Source organism: Ensifer meliloti (genome assembly GCF_030064585.1).
In the GTDB taxonomy this organism is placed as follows: Bacteria; Pseudomonadota; Alphaproteobacteria; order Rhizobiales; family Rhizobiaceae; genus Sinorhizobium; species Sinorhizobium meliloti.
In genome coordinates, this window is the sequence record NZ_CP120364.1 from 84,791 (window position 1) to 106,771 (window position 21,981).

Below are 21,981 nucleotides of genomic sequence, written 5' to 3' on the forward strand. Positions count from 1 at the left end.
GGGAGAAGAGTCCGCAATGACGCGTCCGGCCTATCAATTCAATTCCATCATCGTGCGCTCGCCGTCACGATCGGTCGTCAACGGCTTGCGCGCGGAGGATCGCGGCAGCCCCACCTATGAGGGAGTGAAGGCCGAGCACGACGCCTATGTCGAGGCGGTGCGCGATGCCGGCGTGAAGGTCACGGTCCTGCCGGCGCTCGAAACCTTTCCGGATTCGATTTTCGTGGAGGACCCCGCTCTGGTCTTCACAGAGGGGGCGGTCCTGCTTCGGCCGGGAGCGGCCACGCGCGTCAAGGAAGTCGAGGAAATCGCGCCGACGCTGCGTGACATGTTCGAGACGGTGCTCGACCTGCCGCAAGGCTATGCCGACGGCGGCGACGTGCTGACGACGCGCGAAAGCGTGATGATCGGCCTGTCGGCGAGAACCGACAAGGCGGGCGCGGCGGCACTGCAGGCGTGCCTCGAAAAGCTCGGGCGCAAGAGCGAGGTCGTCGCGACCCCGGAGGGCGTCCTGCATTTCAAGACCGACTGCTCGCTCCTCGACGACGAGACGATCCTTTCCACCGATCGTCTTGCACGGTCCGGCGTCTTCGGGAAGTTCAGGCAGATGATCATTCCCGAGGGAGAAGAGCCGGCCGCAAACGCGCTGCGCGTCAACGACGTGGTCTTGGTCGGCTCCGATTTTCCCAGGACGATCGAGATGCTCGACAAGGCCGGCTACAGGGTCGTGCCGTTGAAGACCACGGAAATAGGCAAGATCGATGCGGGGCTTTCCTGCATGTCGCTGAGGTGGTTCAGCGAAAAGGTTTGACGGGAGCCGCGCAGAGAGCGTTCTGAATGAGCCCAACAGGCCGGATGCGGCCCCTCATTCCTAGGCCGACGACAGATTTCCGAATACCGTGGGGATAAGTTCCGAGACGGTCGGGTGGATATGCACGGCGCGCGTAATCGTCGTGTAGGGTTTTTTCGCATACATCACATCGAGAATGCTCTGGACGGCTTCGTCTCCACCTGTGCCCAGGATGGATGCGCCGAGAATCTCGTCGGTGTCCGCATCGACGATGACTTTCATGAAACCCTGCGTCTCGCCCTTTTCGACCGCGCGGCCGACCCTTGTCATGGGGCGCGTCCCGATCAGCAGCTTGTGTCCTTTCTTGCGGGCCTCGGTCTCGGTCATGCCGGCGCGGCCGAGCGGCGGGTCGATATAGAGGGCGTAGGTCTGGATGCGGTCGCTCACCCGGCGCGGATCGTCGTCGATGAGATTGGCGGCGACGATCTCGAAGTCGTTATAGGAGGTGTGCGTGAAGGCGCCGCGGCCGTTGCAGTCTCCCATTGCGAAAATATGCGGAACATTGGTGCGCAGGCTGTCGTCGACCTCGATATAGCCCCGTTCGTCGGTCTTCACGCCCGCCTTGTCCAGGCCGAGATCATCCGTATTGGGGTGGCGGCCGGTCGCAAGCAGCACATGAGAGCCGCTCACCTCCGGCTCGCCCGATGTGCAATCCACGCCCACAGCTACGCTGTCCGCATGGTTCGAGAAGCGGATGCATTCCGCATTCGTGCGTATTCGAACGCCTTCGTTCTCGAGGATCTCACGGATCGCGTCGGAGACCTCCGGATCCTCCCGCCCGATCAGCCGCGCGCCCTTTTCGATGACGGTGACGTCGGAGCCGAAGCGGCGGAACATCTGGGCGAATTCAAGCCCGATATAGCTGCCGCCCACCACGACGAGATGTTCCGGCAGCTCGGCAAGGTCCATGATCGAACTGTTGGTGAGATAAGGGACGTCGTTCACGCCGGGCAGATCGGCAACTGCGGCGCGGCCCCCCACATTGACGAAGATCCGCTCCCCCGAAATCAGTTCGTCGCCGATGCGGACCTCACGCGGACCTTCGAAACGGGCGTGGCCCTCGAAGACGGTGCAGTTCTTCATACCCCTGAGCCACTTCTCGACGCCTGAGCGGGCATCGAGCCGGACCTTTTCCTTTCGCGCCATGACGCGACCGAAATCGACCGAGACAGGCCCCGTCGTCATGCCGTATTCGGCTCCGCGTCGGGCGGTGTGGATCGCATAGGCGCTCGCGACCATCGCCTTGGTCGGCATGCAGCCGGTATTGACGCAGGTGCCGCCGAAAAGCTTGCGCTCGATCAGTGCAACGGTCTTGCCCGCATCCGACAACCGTCCGGCGAGTGAAGGTCCCGCCTGGCCGGCACCGATGACGATCGCATCGAAATGCTTGTTCATGACAACCTCCGGAGAGATGCTGGCGCCGGGCGGAAGAGTGGTCCACATTACGTCCGATTGCAATGCGCATCGACGGCAACGTTTTGCCGCCCGATCCGGACGGCGACATGGAACGGATATCAAGTGCAGACAGCTTAAGCTCGATTTTTTCCGGAAAGCTGACATATATGGAACGTCTTGGCCGGACGCAGCGCGGAAAGCGTGATCAAAATTCGAGATCAAAACCGAGGGAGACAATCATGCGACTGAACTTCACCAGGACACTGATCGGTGCCGCCATTGCGCTTGCACTCACCACCGCGGCTGCCGAAGCCGAGGTCGTCGTTTCCTCGAAGATCGACACGGAGGGCGGCGTTCTCGGCAACATCATCCTCTCGGTGCTGAACGCCAACGACATCAAGACGACGGATCGCGTGCAACTCGGCGCCACCCCTGTCGTGCGCAAGGCGATCATCGCCGGCGAGATCGACATCTATCCCGAATATACCGGCAACGCCGCCTTCTTCTTCGAGAAGGCCAACGATCCGGCCTGGAAGGATGCGGCGAAAGCCTATGAAGAGGCGAAGAAGCTCGACTATGACGCCAACAAGATCGTCTGGCTGACGCCGTCTCCGGCCAACAACACCTGGGCGATCGCGCTGCGCAAGGACGTTGCCGAGAAGAACAACCTCAAGACGCTATCGGATTTCGGCAAATTCGTTTCTGGCGGCGGCGAGGTCGTGCTCGCGGCTTCGTCGGAATTCGTCAACTCCGCCGCTGCCTTGCCTGCGTTCCAGACAACCTATTCCTTCAAGCTGAAACCGGAACAGCTCATCACGCTCTCCGGCGGCGATACCGCCGCGACGATTGCGGCTGCGGCAAACCAGACGAACGGCGCCAATGCGGCAATGGTCTACGGCACCGATGGAGGCATTGCGCCCTCCGGTCTCGTGGTTCTCGAGGACGACAAGGCCGTCCAGCCGGTCTATCAGCCGGCGCCGATCATCCGCGAAGCGGTTCTCAAGGAAAATCCGGCGATCGAAGAGATCCTGAAGCCCGTCTTCGAAAAGCTCGACCTCACCACCCTGCAGGAGCTCAATGGCCGCGTGCAGGTCGGCGGCGAGTCGGCCAAGGCCGTTGCCGATGACTTTCTGAAGGCGAACGGCTTCCTGAAATAGCTTGACGTCGGGGGAGGGCGCTGGTCCGATAAGACTCGACCGCGCTTCTCCTTCACCTGCCTCGAACGGACCGCTGAATGGCGACTGGCATCATCCAGACAAGGGAACGCTTGGCCTTTCGTTTCGACAAGCTCGGCCTGATCATCGCGATCCTCGTCCTCTATGGCGCTCTCCTTGCGCCTTTCGCGACGTTTCGTGCAAACCGCATCATTCAGGGCGAAGCACGGGCAATCCTGGAGGCACTTCCGCCGCCGCTCGGCTACGGGCTCCTCGCCCTCGTGGTTGCCGGCGCCGGCATCGCGTTTCTGAGGACGCCGCGCCTCTTGCGGATGGCCGTGGCACTGGCTGCGCTGGCAGCTCTCGCCCTTCTGATCGGGGTGGCGGCCGATCACCTGACGCCGCCGGACAACAACTTTGCACGCGTGTCTCCGGCTTCCGGCTTCTGGGTTCTGGTCTTCGCCTTCTCCCTGTTGGTCGCGGACGCCTTGACCCGCCTCAATCCGGGGCCTGGTCTGCGGCTTCTCGTTTTCGCGGGCGTCCTCGTCCTCGCTGGAGGAATGCTCGTCACCGGCCGCTGGGACGACCTTTCGATCATGAAGGAATATGCCAACCGCTCCGACCTGTTCTGGACCGAGGCGGGCCGTCACGTGACGCTGGCGCTCGGCTCGCTGGTCGCAGCGACCGTCGTCGGATTGCCGCTCGGCATTCTCTGTCACCGCGTCGAACGGCTTCGGGCCGGCGTGCTCAATGTCCTGAACGCCATCCAGACGATCCCTTCCATTGCACTTTTCGGCATTCTGATCGCGCCGCTCGGCTGGGTCGCGGCGAATGTTCCCGGCGCTGCGGCGATCGGCATCCGCGGCATCGGTGCCGCCCCTGCCTTCGTCGCGCTATTCCTCTACTCCCTGCTGCCTGTCGTCGCCAACACAGTCGTCGGGCTTGCCGGCGTGCCGCACGCGGCCAACGACGCGGCGCGGGGCATCGGCATGACGGACCGCCAGCGCCTCGTCGCGATCGAGTTTCCGCTGGCCTTTCCGGTGATCCTGACCGGCATCCGCATCGTGCTGGTGCAGAACATCGGGCTTGCGACGATCGCCGCCCTTATTGGCGGCGGGGGTTTCGGCGTCTTCGTCTTCCAGGGGGTGGGTCAGACGGCGATGGACCTGGTGCTGCTCGGCGCAATTCCAACTGTCGTGCTGGCCTTTACCGCGGCGATCGTGCTCGACGCGCTGATCGAGATGACCATGCCGAACCGCAGCCGAGGCAACGCCGCATGATCGAAATCGAGGAAATAACCAAGCGCTATGGCGATACGACGGTCGTGAGCGACGTGTCGCTGACGGTCGCGCCGCATACGGTCACCGTCGTCGTCGGAACCTCCGGCTCCGGCAAGACGACGCTCCTCAGAATGATCAATCGCCTCGTCGAGCCGACGGCAGGGACGATCAATATAGACGGCGAGGACAATCGGTCGATTCCGGGTTTCGAGCTGCGCCGGCGTATCGGCTACGCCATTCAAGGCCATGGCCTCTTCCCGCACAGGACAGTCGCGCAGAACATCGCGACCGTGCCGACGCTGCTCGGCTGGGAGAAAGCCCGCATCGATGCCAAGGTCGAGGAGCTGCTGAAGCTGTTCCAGCTCGATCCCTCGGAATTCGGACCGCGCTACCCTCACGAGCTTTCCGGCGGGCAGCAGCAGCGCGTGGGCGTTGCAAGGGCACTTGCGGCGGAGCCCAACGTACTCCTGATGGACGAGCCCTTCGGCGCGCTCGATCCGATCATCCGCGCCAAGGCGCAGGACGACCTCGCCGCCATCCAGAAACATTTCGGCACCACGATCATCCTCGTCACCCACGACATGGAAGAGGCCTTCCACCTTGCCGACAGGATCGCGGTGATGGACAAGGGCGAGGTGGTGCAATATGCGACGCCGGCCGAAATGCTCGTCAGGCCCGCCACGCCCTTCGTCGAGACGCTGGTCGGCGCCAGCGAGCGTCCATTCCGGCTGCTCGACATCGAAACGGTCGGCGAGGCGGTCGAGCCCGGCTCGGCCGAGGGCCGGCCGGTTCCGGAAGTTCTCAGCCAGCGTGACGCGCTGTCGCAACTTCTGTGGACGGGCCGTTCGGCACTGCCGGTCGCGGCGGCGGACGGCTCGATCCTGGGCAAGGTCACGCTCGAAGCGATCGTGAAACGTGCGGCGAGGCGGCAGTGATGGCTACGCTGCCCAATCTGTTTCGGCTGACCGTGCTCGCCGTGTTGCTGGCTTTCCTGGTGCAGCCCGCCTCGTTCGAGCCGCTGTTGAAACCTCTGGTGCAGGAGAGCGCGCCGGCCGTCTACAACCAGGGCAGCCTGCTCTGGCTGACGGTGCTGCACTTGCGGACTGTCTTCGTTGCGACCGTGGCCGCGACTATCGTCGCCGTATCACTGGCGATTATCGTTACGCGGAAGGCCGGCGCCGAGTTTCTGCCGCTCTCGCGTAGTCTGGTGAACATCGGCCAGACTTTCCCGCCGGTGGCGGTCCTCGCGCTTGCGGTCCCGATTTACGGCTTCGGCGAGAAGCCGACCCTGGTCGCGCTTTTCCTCTACGGCCTTCTGCCTATCTTCGAAAATGCCCTGACTGGTCTGACCACGCTGCCGCCGACCGTGATGGAGGCCGCACGCGGCGCGGGAATGACCGGCCGCCAGCGGCTCTTCAGGATCGAACTTCCGCTGGCGCTGCCCGTGATCCTGACGGGCATCCGCCTTTCCGTCGTGATCAGTCTCGCGACGGCGACGATCGGTTCGACCGTCGCGGCTAAGACGCTTGGCGAGGTGATCATCGCCGGACTTCAGTCCAACAATCTCGCTTTTGTCCTCCAGGGCGGCTTGATCGTTGGAGCGCTTGCCGTCCTCATTCACGATGCGCTCCAGGGGCTCGAACGGGCATTCGCGGGTCGAGCACACATCTGAAGCGCCTCGCGTCCAATCGAATAGATGCGATGCGTCAGGCCGCCAGCTTGCGCATGAGCTAAGCTTAACGGCAGAATGAAAATGAATTTCACAATCTGGCGCATTTTCCGATTTTTCATTGACGCAGTGAAAAATCTGTCCCAGTCTACGAAAAATAATTACGCCGGACAAGGGAACAGCGCGAGCATGAAAGTCGGGATAATCGGACTCGGATTCCGTCTGGGATACCTGGGCTATGTCTTCAAGGCGATCGACGAAGCCTTCGAGATCGCGGGATATGTGGATCCCGAGCCCGCCGGCCTTGCCACGCTTACCGAGAAAGGCATTTCCGCCGGCAGGGCCTACGCCACGCCTGAAGAGCTGATCGCCGGTGAAAAGCTCGATCTCCTCATGATCGGCTCGCCGAACCACATGCATCTCGATCATATCCGCATCGGCCTGGAGGCGGGGCTCAAGATCTTCTGCGAGAAGCCGATCGTCAGCACGATCGAGCAGAGCCTGGAACTTGCGGCGCTGCTTTCGAAACACGGGCCCGACCGGCTGATGGTCGGCCTCGTGCTGCGTTATGCGCCGCTCTATCGTGACCTGCGTGCTGCACAAGCCGCGGGAACGCTCGGCCATGTGGTTTCGATCGAGGCCGCCGAGCACATAGAGCCCTATCACGGCGCGTTCTTCATGCGCGACTGGCGCCGCTATGGACGCTATGCCGGAAGCTTCATGCTCGAGAAATGCTGCCACGACCTCGATCTCTACAACGGCGTGGTCGGCGCGCGCCCGGAACGCGTCGCCAGTTTCGGCGGCCGCAAGAGCTTCATCCCGGCCAACGATCCCAGCCGAGACGGCGTCAACGACCTGCAGCTTTTCCACCGAAAACCGAGCGGCTGGCTCGGTTCCGACAAGGTCTTCGACAGTGACGGCGACATCATCGACTATCAGGTCGCCATCGTCGAATATGCCAACGGCGTCGCGATGAACTTCCACACCAACCTCAACGTGCCGGACCAGTTCCGCCGCTTTTGCGTCGTCGGATCGCGCGGCATGGCGGAGGGCGACTTCATCCGCGGCTATCTGGACGTGCACGAGGCGCTGTCGGGCAGGAAGGTGGTGGAGAAGCGCTACCCCAAGGAGACGGCGCTTTCGCAACACTACGGCGCCGACGAGCAGATGGCGGCCGAGATCATCGCGCATGTGCGGGATGGCGGTCCCCTGCCGGTCTCGCCGCTCGATGCGCTGGAAGCGGGCATTCTGGCGCTGTCCATGGACGAGGCGCGGATGAAAAGGACGGTCGTCGATCTTCGGCCGCTCTGGGACCGCTTCGACGAAGCCCTGCATGCCCGTGCGGCTTGAGAGGGGGAGGGGATGAGCGTTCGGCGCAGCACGATCATCTTCGCCTGGGTCCTGCTTCTTCCGGCCGTCTTCTACGTGACGGTTATCGTCGCCTATCCGCTGGTCGATACCTTCGTCCTTTCCTTCACCGATGCCTCGCTGAAGAAGACGACCAAATGGGTCGGCACGGCCAATTACGACAAGATCTTCAACGCCACCTTCGCGGAAGTGATCCTCCGCACCTTCGTCTGGACCGCCTTCTCGGTGACGATCAAGATGATCATCGGCACATTCGGCGCGGTGATGCTGAACGCCGCAGTGCCGGGGCGGGCGCTGTTTCGCGTGCTCACCATGCCGCCGTGGATCGTGCCCATGGCGATCGGCATCTTCATGTGGGGCTGGATGTATAACGGCCAGTTCGGGATGATCTCCGGCATGCTCCAGAACTGGGGGCTGGTGGACGGTCCGGTCGCCTTCCTGGCGCATGGCTCCACCGCTTTCTGGGCGACCATCGTCACCGACGTCTGGATCGGCGTGCCTCTGGTGACGCTCTACATGCTCGCCTCGATGCAGGCGATCCCGCAGGATCTCTACGAGGCCGCCTGGACCGACGGAGCAGGTCGCTTCTACCGCTTCCGCCGCATCACCCTGCCGCTCCTGGTGCCGTCGATGATCACCATGTCGATGCTGTCGCTGATCGCCACCTTCAACTCGTTCGACATCATCTGGATCCTGACCCAGGGCGGGCCGAACGGCGACACGACGACGATGATCATCGACACCTACCGGACCGCGATCGGCTCGAAGAAATACGGGGAGGGCGCGGCGCGCGCCGTGCTGATCTGTATCTTCCTGTCGATCTTCTGCATCGCCTATTTCCGCGTCACGCACCGCCTTGCCACGGGAGAAAGCCGATGAGCCAGCCCGCAATGATCAACCGCTACCGCTGGTACGAGCTCGTCGGCATCTATGCGGGCATCTTCGTCTTCCTCACTTTCATCCTCGCGCCTTTCGTCGAAGGCTTCCTCGTATCTCTGAAGCCGCTGAGCCGCCTCTTTTCCTCTCCCTACCGCTTCTGGCCGGAGAACGGTTCCTTCGAGGCCTATCGCACCATGTGGGTAAGCGTGCCGGGCTTCGCCCGCTATATCTTCAACTCCTTCTTCATCTCCATCATCGTGACAGCCGTCGTGCTGGCGCTGGTGGTGCCGGCGGCCTATGCCTTTGCGCGCTTCAAGTTCCGCGGCAGCGGGGCGCTGCTTGCCGCTTTCCTGGCGGTCAACATGTTCTCGGGCGCCGTGCTGCTCATCCCTCTCTTTCGGCTGATGCGCAGCTTCGGCGTACTGAACACCTATTTCGCCATGATCGTGCCGGGTGTCGCCTTCCTGATCCCCTCCGCTATCTGGCTTCTGCGCACCTACATGATGCGCATCCCGCGCGAGCTGGACGAGGCAGCCTTCGTCGACGGTGCAAGCCATTTCTACACGCTACGCCGGGTGATCCTGCCGATCGCCATGCCGGGCATCACCGTAGTGGCGATCACCACCTTCATCGGCTCCTATGCCCAGCAGTTCATTTTCGCGCTGACCTTCAACTCGAAGAGCGAGTACATGCCGCTGCCCGTGGGCCTTTTCGCCTATTTCGGCCGGCAGGAGGTGGTCTGGAACGAGCTGATGGCGGCAAGTTTCGTCGGCATCGCCCCGGCCGTGATCGTGATCTTCTTCCTTCAACGCTATCTCGTCAGCGGCCTGACCGCCGGCGCGGTGAAACAATAAGCAACCATTAAAACAGGGGAGTTTCATCAGTGACTATTGCCTACAAAGCTACCTTTCTCACGCTTGCGCTGCTCGGATCGACCGCTCTCGGCAGCGTCGCAGCACAGGCCGCGGACCAGGAAATCAGCTGGATCTATTGCGGCGACACGATCGATCCTATCCACGAGAAATACATCAAGGAATGGGAGGGGAAGAATCCCGGCTGGAAGGTGACGCCCGAAGTCGTCGGCTGGGCCCAGTGTCAGGACAAGGCGACGACGCTTGCCGTGGCCGGGACTCCGGTCGGCATGGCCTATGTCGGATCGCGCGCGCTCAAGGAGTTCGCCGAGAACGAATTGATCGTTCCGGTCCCGATGACCGAGGACGAGAAAAAGGGCTACTATCCGAATATCGTCGACACGGTGACGTTCGAGGGAACGCAGTGGGGCGTGCCTATCGCATTTTCCACCAAGGCACTCTACTGGAACAAGGACCTTTTCAAGCAGGCCGGTCTCGACCCGGAAGTCCCGCCCAAAACCTGGGCCGAGGAGATCGCCTTCGCCAAGCAGATCAAGGAAAAGACCGGCATTGCGGGCTACGGACTTCCGGCCAAGACCTTCGACAACACGATGCACCAGTTCATGCACTGGGTTTATACCAATAACGGCAAGGTCATCGACGGCGACAACATCGTCATCGACAGCCCGGAAGTCCTTGCCGCCCTGCAGGCCTACAAGGACATCACTCCCTTTTCTGTCGAGGGGGCGACGGCTTACGAGCAGAACGAAATCCGCGCCATCTTCCTGGACGGGAAAGTCGGCATGATCCAATCGGGCTCCGGAGCTGCCGCCCGGCTGAAGGAAACGAAGGTCAATTGGGGTGTAGCGCCGCTGCCGCTCGGCCCTTCGGCCAAGGGCGAAGGCACGCTGCTGATCACCGACAGCCTTGTGGTGTTCAAGGATACGGGTGTCGAAGAAAAGGCGATCGAGTTCGCCAAGTTCATCACCTCTCCCGGCCCGCAGGGCGAGTACGAGTTGCAGGGCGGTGCAGGTTTGACGCCGCTTCGGCCGTCTCCGAAGGTGGACGAATTCGTCAAGGCCGATCCGTCCTGGAAGCCGTTTATCGACGGGATAGCCTATGGTGGCCCGGAGCCGCTCTTCAAGGACTTCAAAGGTTTTCAGAACACGATGATCGAGATGGTCCAGTCGGTGGTGACCGGCAAGGCCGAGCCGGCGGATGCCTTGAAGAAGGCGGCCGCCGACCTCGAACAGTACAAGTAAGCCCGCCGGGACCGCGGGGCTTCGGCTCGGCGGTCCCGCCTTCAATATTGGCGGAAATGCCGCTGCGCCGGTGGCCGGAGACAGTTTATTGGGACAGCTCACTCTCAACAAGGTTCAGAAATTCTACGGCACCTACGAGGTGCTGAAGAGCATCGAGCTCGAAGTCGGGAATGGCGAATTCGTGGTCTTTGTCGGGCCTTCCGGCTGCGGCAAGTCCACATTGCTCAGAATGATCGCGGGGCTTGACGAGACGACGGCCGGCGACATCGTCATCGACGGGAAGCGCGTCAACGATCTGCCGCCGGTCAGGCGGGGCATCGCAATGGTCTTCCAGTCCTATGCGCTCTACCCGCATATGAGCGTGTTCGAGAACATCGCCTTTCCGCTCAGGGTGGAAAAAATGCCCGAGGAGAAACTGAAGGCGAAGGTCGAGCATGCCGCCCGCATATTGCATCTCGACCAGCGGCTGGAGCAGAAGCCCGGCATGCTTTCGGGCGGCCAGCGACAGCGTGTGGCGATCGGCCGGGCGATCGTGCGCGAGCCGAAGATCTTCCTGTTCGACGAGCCTCTGTCGAACCTCGACGCGGCACTGCGCGCCGACATGCGCATCGAGCTTGCGAAACTGCACCGGCAATTGAAGGCGACGATGATCTACGTCACGCACGACCAGGTCGAGGCGATGACGATGGCGGACCGGATCGTCGTGCTGAATGCCGGCGAAATCGCCCAGACGGGAGCGCCGCTGGAGCTCTATCACAAGCCCGCCAACATGTTCGTTGCCGGCTTCATCGGGCATCCGAAGATGAACTTCCTGCCGGTCGCCTGCACCGGCGTGACCGACGCCGGCGTGGAAGTGGACTACAAGGGACAGACTACCCTCGTGCCGGTCGTTCCCCGCGCGGGCATGGCCGGCCGAACCCTGACGCTCGGCGTCCGGCCGGAACACATCCAGATGGGTGCCGCCGACCTGACGCTGACGGTCAGTCCCTCGGTGATCGAGCGTCTCGGCGCCCACACCGTGGCCTATGTGGCGCTCGACGGGGAGGGCGAGAACTATTGCGCCATGCTGCCGGGAACGCTCGCGATCCGCGCGGACGAACCGATCAGGACCGGCATCCGCGCCGTCGACTGCCATCTCTTCGACGAGAACGGCACGGCCTTCGAGCGCCGGGTCGAGATGACCGACATCGACATGGCGCTCTTCGACCCGGCGGCGGCGTAACCGTGAGCGCGACGATCAGACTGCTTAGTATCGATGAAGCCGAGGCCTTCCGCAGCATTCGGCTGGAGGCGCTTCGGACGGAGCCTGCCTCCTTTGCCAGCAGCGCCGAAGATTGGGAAAAGCTGCCGGACGAGGAGTGGCGGCGCAGAACCGTCGGTAACCCCGTCTTCGTTGCCTTCCAGAACGATGTTCCAGTCGGCATCATGGGCCTGATGCGTCAGAGCGCCAGCAAGATGGCGCATCGCGCAACGCTCGTCATGGTCTATCTGCGCCGGGAACTGCGCGGAACCGGGCTTGCGAAGCGGCTTTTGGATGCTGTCGCGGATTACGCACGAAACGAGGGCATCAAACAGCTGGAGCTTGCCGTCAGCGCCGACAACCTGACGGCGATCCGATTTTACCATCGCGAGGGCTTTTCCGTAGCCGGCCGCATTCCAGGCGGTTTTCTTCACGAGGGTCGGGAGATCGACGATGTCATCATGGTGAAACGCATCGCCGATTAACCCGTCCCACATGCGGCCGCCCCTCGCGCCACGTGGCGGCAAAAGCGAGGTGGGGCCAGCAGTTGCGAAAGGACATTGACGTCGCGAGCAATCGCGCGAAAATCGGTGGCTCATTCTGGCTGCTTTGGTGAACTCGGGAGGCGGGAATGTCGGAAACGACCGTCAACGTGCGTTACATGGTGGACGACGTCGAGGCTACCGTCGAATGGTACACGAAGCATCTCGGCTTTTCGCTTCTCTCCAACCACGCTCCCGCTTTCGCGGATGTCAGGCGGGGAGCCCTGCGGCTATTGCTGAGCGGCCCATTGAGCTCAGCGGGCCGGCCAATGCCGGACGGCGAACGTCCTTCGCCGGGCGGCTGGAACCGGATTCATCTCATCGTCGACGACCTGGCTGTCGAGGTCGAGCGCCTGCGCGCCGCCGGCGTCAGGTTTCGCAACGACGTCGTGACCGGGCCCGGCGGATCGCAGATACTGCTGATTGATCCTTCCGGCAACATTGTAGAGCTGTTTCAGCCGGCGGCTCGCTGACGACGCAGGTCCCCAGATCAGCTCGGAAAGTTCCGACTTGTCGGCTCGCTTGGTTCAGCCGGCGAGCGCGCCTAGGAGGTTCACAAGCCTCCCGCCAACCCGTGCGGGTCGGTCGTCATCGGCCAGATGTCGCGCCTTGCGCGCCGATAGGGAGTCCGCGCCGGGTCGTTGGGGTAGGGCGTCCCGGCAGAGCAATAGAGGATCTCGGACGCGATCTTGGAGAATGACGCGAAGAAGTGGTTCGTGGATTTGATCACGAGGATCTTTTTCGACGTGGGATCGATGCCCATCACCGAGAAAAGGCTCGGGTCGAAGCTCTGGGCGCGCGTCGTGTTCAGGATGATGTCGATGCCATGCAAGCGGATATGAACGGCGTCGCCGAAGGGGGCGAAGCTCTCTCCGAAGCGCATTTCCGCATTGCGCACCAGCTTGACGACCTTGACGATGCCATCGATCGGCCGCCCCGTGCCGGGCCCGGATTTCGCGCCGAAGCGCAAGGGGATCTCGGCGCCTTCGCCGGCCGCCATGCAGATCTGCACGGCCATGGGATCCCAGATCGTGCCGATCGCCGTGTCGGTCGCGTTCCTCGCAATGAGTTCCTCCAGCACGACCGTCGCATCGCCCGCCGTGCCGCCGCCTGGATTATCCCACATATCGGCAATCACCACGGGACCGGCCGGAGCCGCCAGCGCCTGTGCCACTGCCTGGCGTTCGTCGATCTCCGGCATGCGATACGTGCCGCGGCGGGAGAAGAGCTCGAGACCCAGCTCACGGGCGAGAGCCTCGCCTTTCTCCGCCTTGCCGTTGGTGACGACCAGCATCTTGGTGCCCATTTCCGCAACGTCGCCGGCCATGAATCCATGCACGACGGACAATGACAGCACATCGGCATCGTCCCGCTCGATCTGCATCAGCTTGTCCACGAAGCTGCGCATGGGGTCGCGCGAGGTGGGGAAGACGTCTATCATCCGGCAGTCGAAAATGGACATCACCGGCGTTACGCGGCCCTCGAGCGTATCGATCGCGATCCGCCAGAGGTCTTCGGCGCGTTCGACGAAATCGGTGTGCGGGAACTCCTTGAAGAAGACGAAGAAATCCGCGGCCGCCGCTCTCCTTGCGGTGAGGTGGCTGTGCGGGTCGAGTTCGGCGCAGACGAGCACGTCCGCACCTACGATTTCGCGCACGCGCTGAAGCAGGTCGCCTTCGGTATCCTCGCAGCCGTCGGCGACCATTGCCCCATGCAGGCCCAGAACGACGGCATCGACGGGCAGGGCGGAACGTAATTGGCCGAGAATTTCGTCACGCAGATCCTCATAGGTCTGGCGATTGACGAGACCGGCAGGATCCGCCCAGGCTGCGGTGCCTTCAATCAGTTCCCAGCCTTTTTGCGCGGTCACGCGGCGGCCGACAGTGATCGGCGCGGTGCAGAGCGTCGGCGTTTCGGGGTGCTTTCCGGGCGGAGCGTAAAGCGATGCCTCGAATGCGCGCCTGTCTATGCAGATAGGAGAAAAGGTGTTCGTCTCGGTCGCGAGCGCCGCCGTGAAGATGCGCAATGGCTTCGCCTTGTCCGTCAACTCAGTTCGACCCCATCGGATTGGGGAGATAGCCGGTGAAGCCGCAGATTTTCCACCGGCCCCGGTGGAGGCGGCAATAGTAAACCGTCTGCCACTTCATCACGTCGAACGTGCCGTCCGCTTTCTTCAGCCCGCCGTCGAATTTCTTGCGCGCAAGGGCAAGCTCTCCGTCGACCTCAATGTCTTCCAGGGTCGTGGTGGTGAAGATCGCCTCCCGCGGATCCTCGGCAAAGGACTGCCCGGCGAAGTCCCGCGCCTGGCGCAGCCATTCGTCCCGATAGACGGCGAGCGAGGGAAAGGTGAGCCGCCATTTGTCCGGGTTCGTCTCCCGCCGTCCGTCGATGCCGATGAAGCTCTCCTCGACGAAATCGTCGGCTACCATCGACCAGTCGGCGGCTAGGAACGCGTCGATATCGCGGGTGACCAACATCTCCCATATGGAGTGGCGCGCCGTGTCGCTTTCTGGGAACGGATTGTGGAAGGGATCCCGCATGTATTTTGCCCGGTATTGAAATTCTTTTCATAAATGTCGATTTTCGCTGGCCAAATTCCGTGTTCTATGGTCATTTGTCAACGGATAAAGAAAATAATTTGCAGATGGGTCCTCGATGTCGATCAAGCGCTATGGTGCCGAACAGGTTGGCGCAGGCGGAAAAACCTTGCCTTTCGCACGTGCCGTGGAGGCGGGCGGCTGGCTTCATGTCTCCGGTCAGGTCGCGATGGAAAACGGCGAGATCATCGGCGGCAACATCGTCGCCCAGACGCACAAGGCGATCGGCAATCTTCTGGCCATCTTGAAAGAGGCCGGTTACGGTGTCGAGCACGTGGTGAGAGTTGGTGTCTGGCTGGACGATCCGCGCGATTTCTGGAGCTTCAACCGGATCTATCAGGAATATTTCGGAGCTCATCCGCCGGCGCGCGCCTGCGTACAGTCCTCCATGATGGTCGATTGCAAGGTGGAGATCGATTGCGTCGCCTATAAGCCGAAGGACGCCTGAAGGGGGAAGGGCGCCGTTCGATGGATATTTTCGCGACACTGCAGGAGGAGAAGGGGCGGTTATCCCAATCGGAAAACCGCATCGCCGATATCCTGCTCAACGATTTCGAGTTTGCGGTGAACGCTTCGATCATTGAGCTTGCCGGCAAGGCCGACGTTTCGCCGCCGACGGTCACGCGCTTCTGCCGGCGCCTCGGCTGCGAGAGCTTTTCCGATTTCAAGGTGCAGCTGGCACGCACACCCTATGTCGGCATGCGCTACCTGAAGCCCGAGCCGAAGAGCCAGGAGCCCGGGGATGTGGCACAGGATATCATCACCAAGGCGCAGAATGCGCTCTTCCTGCTGCACCGTTCGCTCGACCTTGTAGCGATCGAGCGGGCAGCCGACCGGCTTGCGCAAGCGGAAATGATCTATGCCTTCGGTTCCGGAGGCAACTCCTCGATGATCGCCGGGGAGTTTCAGAACCGTCTCTTCCGCCTGGGATTGCGCATCACCGCAAGTTCCGATCACAGCATGCAGATGATGATGGCGGCGGCCGCACGGCCGGCCGACGTTATTGTCGGCTCCTCCTTTTCGGGACGCAATGCGGAGATGGTGCGCGCCTTCACGCTTGCGCGCGAGGCCAAGGTGCCGACGATCGCGCTTACCCAGAGCGGCAGTCCGGTCGCGCAGGCCGCCGATATCACCGTGCCGGTCGACCTGCCGGAAGGAAACAACATCTATCGTCCGACCTCCACCCGTATCGCCTACATCGCACTGCTCGATATCGTCGCGAGCCTCGTCGCCTACCGCGTCCAGCCGCAGGCGACGGTGACGCTCAGGCGCATCAAGCAGCAGCTGGTGGTGCACAGGGATGGCGACGACCGACAGCTTCTCGGAGACTGACGTGCCAGAAGGAACGCCGATGCCGAAATCCGTAGCGATCGTCACAGGAGCCGCCGGCGACATCGGCCGCGCTATCGCCGCGCGCCTGGGCGACGGACACGACACCGTTCTCGTAGCCGACATCAACACTGAGGCGGCGGAGAGGACGGCGCGTGAACTCGGCGGAACGGAGCGCTTCCTGGCCGTCCCCTGCGATGTGACGGACGTCGCCAGCGTGGCCGCAATGGCGCAGGCTGCCGCCTCCGTCGGCACCGTGCGCACCCTCGTGAACAATGCGGGTGCCGCCCGCGCGGTCAGCTTGCACGACACCACGCAGGACATTTGGCGCATGGACAATGCACTCAACCTCGAAGCGGCCTTTCTCTGTTTCCGGGCTGTCGAAGAAATGCTGAAAGATAGCCGGGGCTCGGTCGTCAACATCGCCTCGGTGAACGGCATGAATGTTTTCGGCCATCCGGCCTATAGCGCCGCCAAGGCGGGCCTTCTGCACCTGACGCGACTGATCGCCGTCGAATACGGCAAGTTCGGCATCCGCGCGAATGCGGTGGCGCCGGCCACGGTGCGCACGCAGGCCTGGGAGGCACGCGCAGCCGCCAATCCGCAGGTCTTCGAGGAGGCGAAGCGCTGGTATCCCCTGCAGCGTATCGTCGACCCGAAGGACGTCGCCGAAGCGGTGCATTTCCTTGCCAGTCCCGCCGCCGGAGCCATCTCCGGCATCTGCCTGCCGGTCGACTGCGGGCTGACCGCAGGACAGGCGGAAGTCGCGCGGACCTTCTCGCAATCGATCCATTACTGACAAATCCACCTTGGGAGGATGTTCATGCTGCCGGTTCTCTATCGCCTCGAATCTGCCTGGCAACCGGATGGCGGTCCGTTCGGGCGCTTCACCTTCAGCCTCTTCAATCTATCGGGCGGGCCGCTCAGCGCCTTCCGGCTGGTCTACACCTCGCTCACCCGCGTCATTGACGGGGCCGCTTGCGAAAACGCGGTTTTCCTGCGCCGCAACGCCAATTTCCATGAATTCGCGCCGCCCGAAGGACTGACGCTCGCCCATGGCGAACACTGGACGTTCACCGTCAGTGGTCTGCACCGCGAGGCGAAGCATTGCACCGACGGGGCGAAGTCGGCCTATCTGACGCTCGCCGATGGCAGTCATGTTCCCGTGGCGGTCTCCGACCTTCGTCTCGAAGGCGCCGTGAGCGAGCTGCCGCCGGTACGTCTTCCCAAAGGCAGGCTCGAGCTTCCTTTCGCGCTGCAGCCCTGGCCTGCCGAGATCGACGCGGCGCCTGGAGAAGCGGTACCGGACGTCCTCTATCCCGCAGCGGAAAGCAATGCGGACGAGGTCGATGCCGTCTCCAACGTCCTCGCTCTATTCCATCGGCTGTTTTCGGCCGGACACGCTCCCTTCAGTCTTGCGCCGTCCCCGCAAGGGCTGCCGATCGTCTTCACGAAAAAAGCGGAGCTCGAAGGCGAAGCCTACAGGCTTGCCTTTTCCGATCGGGAGATCCGGCTTGATTATGGAGCGGCGGCCGGCAGGCAATATGCCCTGACGACGCTCGCGCAGTTGATCGACGGCGCGCGAAACCACGGAGGCGAATTCAGGTTTCCCGCCACCGGCGCAATTGCGGACCGGCCACGCTATGGCTGGCGCGGCTGTCATCTCGATGTCTCGCGGCAATTCTACCCGACGGCCGACATCGTGCGGCTCATCGATATTCTCGCCTGGTTCAAGCTCAACATCTTCCACTGGCACCTGACCGACGACGAAGCCTGGCGGCTGGAGATCAAGGCCTATCCGACGCTGACGACGCTCGGCGTCCTGCGCGGTCCGGACGAACCTATGCTGCCTCAACTCGGCAACGGCGCCGAACCGGTCGGCGGCTTCTACAGCCACGCGGACGTGAAGGCGATCGTCGCGCATGCTGCGGCGCTCAGCATAGAAGTCGTCCCGGAGATCGACATACCCGGCCACAGCACTGCCGCGCTCGTGGCGCTTCCCGAACTCTCCGATGGCCAGGAGGCGCCGGAAAGCTACCACTCGGTCCAGGGCTATCCGAACAATGCCCTGAACCCGGCCATCCCGCTCACCTACGAATTCCTAGAGAAGGTGTTCGACGAAATGGTCGAGCTCTTTCCCAGCCGATATATCCATGTCGGCGGCGACGAGGTGGCCGACGGCTCATGGCTCGCGTCACCGCTGGCGCGAAAGCTCATGGAGCAGGAAGGGATTTCCGGCACCTTCGCGCTGCAATCCTATTTCCTCAAGAAGGTGAAACAGATGCTGACGGCGCGCGGGCGTAAACTCGTTGGCTGGAACGAGGTCGCGCATGGCGGCGGCGTTGGAACCGAGGGCACGCTGCTGATGGCCTGGGAGAACCCGAAAGTCGGCATCGAGCTTGCGCGCGAAGGCTACGACGTCGTGATGACCCCGGGTCAGGCCTATTATCTCGACATGGCCCAGGCGGATGCGTGGCAGGAGCCCGGCGCGAGCTGGGCCGGCACGGCGACGCCTGTCCACACCTATGCCTATGAGGCGGAAGGAGAGTTCCCGGAAGAGCTGAAGAGCCGGATGAAGGGAGTCCAGGCCTGCATCTGGTCCGAGCATTTCCTGTCGCGCGGTTATTTCAACCGCCTCGTCTTTCCCCGGCTGCCGGCAATCGCCGAGGCGGCCTGGACCCCGAAGGACAAGAAGGATTGGCTGCGCTTTGCCGCGATCGCGCCCTTGAGCCCCATTCTGTGAGTTGAGCCATGCGTGTCGCCGTCGGTGGAATCCATACGGAATGCAGCACCTATTCGCCCGTATTGATGACGGTCGAAGATTTCGGGGTGTTGAGGGGAGAGGACCTCTTGCGGTCGGATTATTTCGGCTTCCTGAGTGCCGAAGGGATAAACCACCTTCCGCTCCTGCATGCACGGGCCGTCCCCGGCGGCCCCGTTTCGCGCCCGGCCTATGACGCCTTCAAGACCGAGTTCCTGGCGCGGCTCAAAGCCGCGCTCCCTCTCGACGGGCTCTATCTCGCCATGCACGGCGCGATCAAGGTCGACGGGATGGACGACGCCGAGGGCGACTGGATCTCCGCCGCCCGCGCCGTCATCGGCCCCGATTGCCCGCTTGCCGTCAGCTATGATCTCCATGGCAATGTCAGTCAGCGGATCATCGATCAGATCGATATCTTCGCGGCCTACCGGACCGCGCCGCATATCGATACGCGCGAGACCATGGTGCGCGCATGGTCGATGCTGGTGGAGGCGCTTCGTTCCAGGAAGCGACCCGGTGTCGCCTGGGCACGGGTGCCGCTTCTCCTTCCCGGAGAACGTACTTCGACGGAGGACGAGCCGGCGGCGAGCCTCTATCGCGTCCTGCCTGAATTCGACAAGCGGCCCGGCATCCTCGACGCCAATCTGATGGTGGGCTACGTCTGGGCCGACGAGCCCAGAGCGACCGCCTGCTCCGTCGTCACCGGCTCGGACAAGGCCACCGCTTCGAAGGCGGCTGAGGAAATCGCTGCAAACTATTGGCAGCAAAGGGACAAATTTCATTTCGGATCGCTCACCGGATCGCTGGCCGACATGCTCGACATCGCCGAGCGGGCGACCACGGCGCCCGTAATCCTCGCCGATTCCGGCGACAACCCCACGGGTGGCGGCGTCGGTGACCGGGCGGATGTGTTGATTGCACTTCTCGAGCGTGGCTGGCGCGATGCGTTGATCGCCGGCATTGCCGATCGGCCGGCCGTCGAAGCCTGTTTCGTGACCGGCGCGGGCGGAACGCTGACGTTGCGGATCGGCGGCAGTCTCGACCCGTCGAGCCCGTCCGCAGAGGTCGAGGCCAAAGTGGTGCGTCTGGATGATCCGGGACCGGTTGCCGAGCGGCAGGCGGTGGTTCAGGTCGGGGGCATAGTGGTCGTGTTGTCGGCGCGACGCCGCCCCTATCATAACATAGAGGACTTTGCCCGCCTCGATCTCCACCCGGGGACCGCGCGGCTGCTCGTCGTCAAGTCCGGTTATCTCTCGCCGGAGCTTGCGCCGATCGCCAATCCGAACCTGATGGCGCTGACGAACGGCGTCGTCAATCAGGATATCGAGAAGCTGGAAAGCCTGCACCGGCAGCGGCCGATCTTCCCCTTCGACCGCGATTTCGAGTTTCACCCCAGCGCCAGCCTGTCCGCTCGCTGGACCTGAGATTGTAGACCCGCCCCGAGTCTCCGGGCGGGTTTCGTCAAGACGTTCCCCTTCCGCGGACTTTGCCCCCTCATGTCTTCCCCGCTGTTGATCGCCATGCGCAATCCGGTCATCCGGACAAGCATGATCGCCATCGTTCTGTTCGGCTTTTCGGGGGCCGCGACGTCGCCCTATCAATCGGTCGTCGGCATCACCGAACTGGGATTGAGCGACGGGTTCTATTCGGCGCTGATCTTCGCAGCGGCACTGGTCAATGTTGCGGTCAGCGTGGCGATCGGCATCGTCGCCGACCGCGTCGGCAATTATCGGACACTGATGCTGGCGGTCATTCTCTGCGGGGTTGTCGGTTACGGGGCGGTTTATTTACTGCCGACGAAGGGGAGCTTCGTACTTGCGGCCCTCATGCTGTTGCCCGTTCACGGCGCACTCAATCCGCTGCTCTTCGCCTATGTCCGCACGGCTGCGAAAGACATGGGCGGCAGGCATGCGGCTGTCGTCAATTCCGGCATTCGTGCAGCCATATCGCTTTCCTGGGTATTGGTTCCCGGACTGGTCGGATTGGTGCTGTCGGCGCGCGGCAGCATGCTGCCGGCCTATCTTCTGGCAAGCCTCGGCTGTCTCGCCAATTTCGTGCTTGTCCTGCGGCTGCTGCCGGAAAAGACGGGCGTGGACGGTGCTTTGGGCAAACGCCTCTCGTTTCTCGCGTGCTTCGGCGAGATATTATCGCTGCGCGTTCTGGCACGGCTTCTCGCCATCGCCCTGATCTCGTCAATGCTGCACGTCACTGCGGCGGTGCTGCCGCTGATCGTCACCGGTGCAGCCGGCGGCAAGGTGAGCGACATCGGCATCATCGTCGGTATCGTCGCTTTTCTGGAGGTGGTGTTCATCGTGGTCTGGGGACGTATCCAGTACCGGCTCAGCCATATCGATGCGCTTGCGCTCGGCACGGCAATCTATGTCGTGAACATGGCCCTGCTCGGGCTTTCGACCGAGCGCTGGCACATTTATGCGTTGACGCTCATCAGCGCTTTCGGCGCAGCGGCGCTGATCAGCATCCCGATCACCTATCTGCAGGAACTGATCGCTGACCGGCCCGGTCTGGGCAGCTCGCTGATCTCGGTGAACGTCTTCCTGGGGGCGGGATTCGGCGCCGCTCTTTTCGCGCTCGGAACGCGCATCAGCGACTATTCGGGAACCGCGCTTCTAAGCTCCCTTGCGGGCGTCGCCGGGCTCTTGCTGTTGCTTTTCCTGGATGGCGACGGCCGAGGAAAAGCGTCTGCGTCCTGAAGAAGACAGATGCTGCTCGGCCTCACCTTCAACCACCCCTCATTCCTGTGCCTGTCACAGGAATCCAGCCAGCCCAAGTCCTTGGGCTGAAAA

The 21,981-nt window shown here is 62.7% G+C and carries 21 protein-coding genes; 18 read left to right on the forward strand and 3 right to left on the reverse strand.

What is annotated here, in order from left to right; translation table 11 throughout:
* Positions 1–16: 16 nt before the first annotated feature.
* Positions 17–811 (forward strand): dimethylarginine dimethylaminohydrolase family protein, encoded by a 795-nt coding sequence (locus PZL22_RS00340; RefSeq protein WP_127653258.1) that lies wholly within the window; start codon positions 17–19, stop codon positions 809–811.
* 60 nt (positions 812–871) lie between these two features.
* On the opposite strand, the gene PZL22_RS00345 is transcribed toward PZL22_RS00340, so the two are convergent.
* A complete protein-coding gene (locus tag PZL22_RS00345) occupies positions 872–2,245 on the reverse strand; it encodes an FAD-containing oxidoreductase (protein WP_248448931.1) in 1,374 nt (457 codons plus the stop codon).
* A gap of 239 nt (positions 2,246–2,484) precedes the next feature.
* Between PZL22_RS00345 and osmF the strand changes: the two genes are divergently transcribed.
* The 11 genes from osmF to PZL22_RS00400 all read left to right on the forward strand — a co-directional run bounded on the left by osmF (position 2,485) and on the right by PZL22_RS00400 (position 12,963).
* Positions 2,485–3,402: a glycine betaine ABC transporter substrate-binding protein OsmF gene (gene osmF, locus PZL22_RS00350; protein ID WP_028003918.1), complete on the forward strand. Its 918-nt coding sequence runs from the start codon at positions 2,485–2,487 to the stop codon at positions 3,400–3,402.
* Positions 3,403–3,479: 77 nt separating this feature from the next.
* Positions 3,480–4,679 (forward strand): ABC transporter permease, encoded by a 1,200-nt coding sequence (locus PZL22_RS00355; RefSeq protein WP_284718382.1) that lies wholly within the window; start codon positions 3,480–3,482, stop codon positions 4,677–4,679.
* On the forward strand, positions 4,676–5,614 hold the full coding sequence (locus PZL22_RS00360) for an ABC transporter ATP-binding protein (RefSeq protein ID WP_284718383.1): 939 nt from the start codon (positions 4,676–4,678) through the stop codon (positions 5,612–5,614). Before PZL22_RS00355 ends, PZL22_RS00360 begins: the two co-directional genes overlap by 4 nt.
* A complete protein-coding gene (locus PZL22_RS00365) occupies positions 5,614–6,351 on the forward strand; it encodes an ABC transporter permease (RefSeq protein ID WP_127517664.1) in 738 nt (245 codons plus the stop codon). Before PZL22_RS00360 ends, PZL22_RS00365 begins: the two co-directional genes overlap by 1 nt.
* A gap of 186 nt (positions 6,352–6,537) precedes the next feature.
* Positions 6,538–7,698: a Gfo/Idh/MocA family protein gene (locus tag PZL22_RS00370; RefSeq protein WP_027993319.1), complete on the forward strand. Its 1,161-nt coding sequence runs from the start codon at positions 6,538–6,540 to the stop codon at positions 7,696–7,698.
* Positions 7,699–7,710: 12 nt separating this feature from the next.
* Positions 7,711–8,595 carry a carbohydrate ABC transporter permease gene (locus tag PZL22_RS00375; protein WP_028005677.1) on the forward strand — a complete coding sequence of 295 codons (885 nt, stop codon included), beginning with the start codon at positions 7,711–7,713 and terminating at the stop codon, positions 8,593–8,595.
* Positions 8,592–9,449, forward strand: a complete 858-nt coding sequence (locus tag PZL22_RS00380) for a carbohydrate ABC transporter permease (RefSeq protein WP_003534349.1) — start codon at positions 8,592–8,594, stop codon at positions 9,447–9,449. Before PZL22_RS00375 ends, PZL22_RS00380 begins: the two co-directional genes overlap by 4 nt.
* A 29-nt stretch (positions 9,450–9,478) precedes the next feature.
* A complete protein-coding gene (locus tag PZL22_RS00385; RefSeq protein WP_017277540.1) occupies positions 9,479–10,708 on the forward strand; it encodes an ABC transporter substrate-binding protein in 1,230 nt (409 codons plus the stop codon).
* A gap of 88 nt (positions 10,709–10,796) precedes the next feature.
* Complete coding sequence (locus PZL22_RS00390; protein ID WP_284718384.1) at positions 10,797–11,930, forward strand: ABC transporter ATP-binding protein; 1,134 nt, start codon at positions 10,797–10,799, stop codon at positions 11,928–11,930.
* Positions 11,931–11,932: 2 nt separating this feature from the next.
* Positions 11,933–12,433, forward strand: coding sequence for a GNAT family N-acetyltransferase (locus tag PZL22_RS00395; RefSeq protein ID WP_003534343.1), 501 nt, complete (start codon positions 11,933–11,935; stop codon positions 12,431–12,433).
* Between the two features lie 146 nt (positions 12,434–12,579).
* The gene (locus PZL22_RS00400; RefSeq protein WP_284718385.1) at positions 12,580–12,963 is read left to right on the forward strand and encodes a VOC family protein; all 384 of its coding nucleotides are present in this window, start codon (positions 12,580–12,582) and stop codon (positions 12,961–12,963) included.
* 80 nt (positions 12,964–13,043) lie between these two features.
* On the opposite strand, the gene PZL22_RS00405 is transcribed toward PZL22_RS00400, so the two are convergent.
* Positions 13,044–14,516, reverse strand: coding sequence for a M81 family metallopeptidase (locus PZL22_RS00405; protein WP_027988521.1), 1,473 nt, complete (start codon positions 14,514–14,516; stop codon positions 13,044–13,046).
* 22 nt (positions 14,517–14,538) lie between these two features.
* On the reverse strand, positions 14,539–15,030 hold the full coding sequence (locus PZL22_RS00410) for a hypothetical protein (protein WP_027993313.1): 492 nt from the start codon (positions 15,028–15,030) through the stop codon (positions 14,539–14,541).
* 115 nt (positions 15,031–15,145) lie between these two features.
* On the opposite strand from PZL22_RS00410, the gene PZL22_RS00415 reads away from it, so the two are divergent.
* The 6 genes from PZL22_RS00415 (at position 15,146) to PZL22_RS00440 (ending at position 21,888) form a co-directional block, all read left to right on the forward strand.
* Positions 15,146–15,535, forward strand: coding sequence for a RidA family protein (locus PZL22_RS00415; protein WP_003534336.1), 390 nt, complete (start codon positions 15,146–15,148; stop codon positions 15,533–15,535).
* A 20-nt stretch (positions 15,536–15,555) separates the two neighbouring features.
* Positions 15,556–16,419 carry a MurR/RpiR family transcriptional regulator gene (locus PZL22_RS00420; RefSeq protein WP_027993312.1) on the forward strand — a complete coding sequence of 288 codons (864 nt, stop codon included), beginning with the start codon at positions 15,556–15,558 and terminating at the stop codon, positions 16,417–16,419.
* A 19-nt stretch (positions 16,420–16,438) separates the two neighbouring features.
* Entirely contained in the window at positions 16,439–17,215 is a 777-nt protein-coding gene (locus tag PZL22_RS00425; protein WP_284718386.1) for an SDR family oxidoreductase, read from the forward strand.
* 24 nt (positions 17,216–17,239) lie between these two features.
* Complete coding sequence (locus tag PZL22_RS00430; protein WP_284718387.1) at positions 17,240–19,159, forward strand: beta-N-acetylhexosaminidase; 1,920 nt, start codon at positions 17,240–17,242, stop codon at positions 19,157–19,159.
* 8 nt (positions 19,160–19,167) lie between these two features.
* Positions 19,168–20,601: a M81 family metallopeptidase gene (locus tag PZL22_RS00435; protein ID WP_284718388.1), complete on the forward strand. Its 1,434-nt coding sequence runs from the start codon at positions 19,168–19,170 to the stop codon at positions 20,599–20,601.
* A 72-nt stretch (positions 20,602–20,673) separates the two neighbouring features.
* The gene (locus PZL22_RS00440; protein WP_284718389.1) at positions 20,674–21,888 is read left to right on the forward strand and encodes an MFS transporter; all 1,215 of its coding nucleotides are present in this window, start codon (positions 20,674–20,676) and stop codon (positions 21,886–21,888) included.
* Positions 21,889–21,981 lie beyond the last annotated feature (93 nt).

Bases quoted from the DNA above. Each gene is read 5' to 3' on its own strand.
- PZL22_RS00340 (WP_127653258.1), top strand. From the start codon at position 17: ATGACGCGTCCGGCCTATCAATTCAATTCCATCATCGTGCGCTCGCCG.
- PZL22_RS00345 (WP_248448931.1), bottom strand. From the start codon at position 2,245: ATGAACAAGCATTTCGATGCGATCGTCATCGGTGCCGGCCAGGCGGGA.
- osmF (WP_028003918.1), top strand. From the start codon at position 2,485: ATGCGACTGAACTTCACCAGGACACTGATCGGTGCCGCCATTGCGCTT.
- PZL22_RS00355 (WP_284718382.1), top strand. From the start codon at position 3,480: ATGGCGACTGGCATCATCCAGACAAGGGAACGCTTGGCCTTTCGTTTC.
- PZL22_RS00360 (WP_284718383.1), top strand. From the start codon at position 4,676: ATGATCGAAATCGAGGAAATAACCAAGCGCTATGGCGATACGACGGTC.
- PZL22_RS00365 (WP_127517664.1), top strand. From the start codon at position 5,614: ATGGCTACGCTGCCCAATCTGTTTCGGCTGACCGTGCTCGCCGTGTTG.
- PZL22_RS00370 (WP_027993319.1), top strand. From the start codon at position 6,538: ATGAAAGTCGGGATAATCGGACTCGGATTCCGTCTGGGATACCTGGGC.
- PZL22_RS00375 (WP_028005677.1), top strand. From the start codon at position 7,711: ATGAGCGTTCGGCGCAGCACGATCATCTTCGCCTGGGTCCTGCTTCTT.
- PZL22_RS00380 (WP_003534349.1), top strand. From the start codon at position 8,592: ATGAGCCAGCCCGCAATGATCAACCGCTACCGCTGGTACGAGCTCGTC.
- PZL22_RS00400 (WP_284718385.1), top strand. From the start codon at position 12,580: ATGTCGGAAACGACCGTCAACGTGCGTTACATGGTGGACGACGTCGAG.
- PZL22_RS00410 (WP_027993313.1), bottom strand. From the start codon at position 15,030: ATGCGGGATCCCTTCCACAATCCGTTCCCAGAAAGCGACACGGCGCGC.
- PZL22_RS00415 (WP_003534336.1), top strand. From the start codon at position 15,146: ATGTCGATCAAGCGCTATGGTGCCGAACAGGTTGGCGCAGGCGGAAAA.
- PZL22_RS00420 (WP_027993312.1), top strand. From the start codon at position 15,556: ATGGATATTTTCGCGACACTGCAGGAGGAGAAGGGGCGGTTATCCCAA.
- PZL22_RS00425 (WP_284718386.1), top strand. From the start codon at position 16,439: ATGCCGAAATCCGTAGCGATCGTCACAGGAGCCGCCGGCGACATCGGC.
- PZL22_RS00430 (WP_284718387.1), top strand. From the start codon at position 17,240: ATGCTGCCGGTTCTCTATCGCCTCGAATCTGCCTGGCAACCGGATGGC.
- PZL22_RS00435 (WP_284718388.1), top strand. From the start codon at position 19,168: ATGCGTGTCGCCGTCGGTGGAATCCATACGGAATGCAGCACCTATTCG.
- PZL22_RS00440 (WP_284718389.1), top strand. From the start codon at position 20,674: ATGTCTTCCCCGCTGTTGATCGCCATGCGCAATCCGGTCATCCGGACA.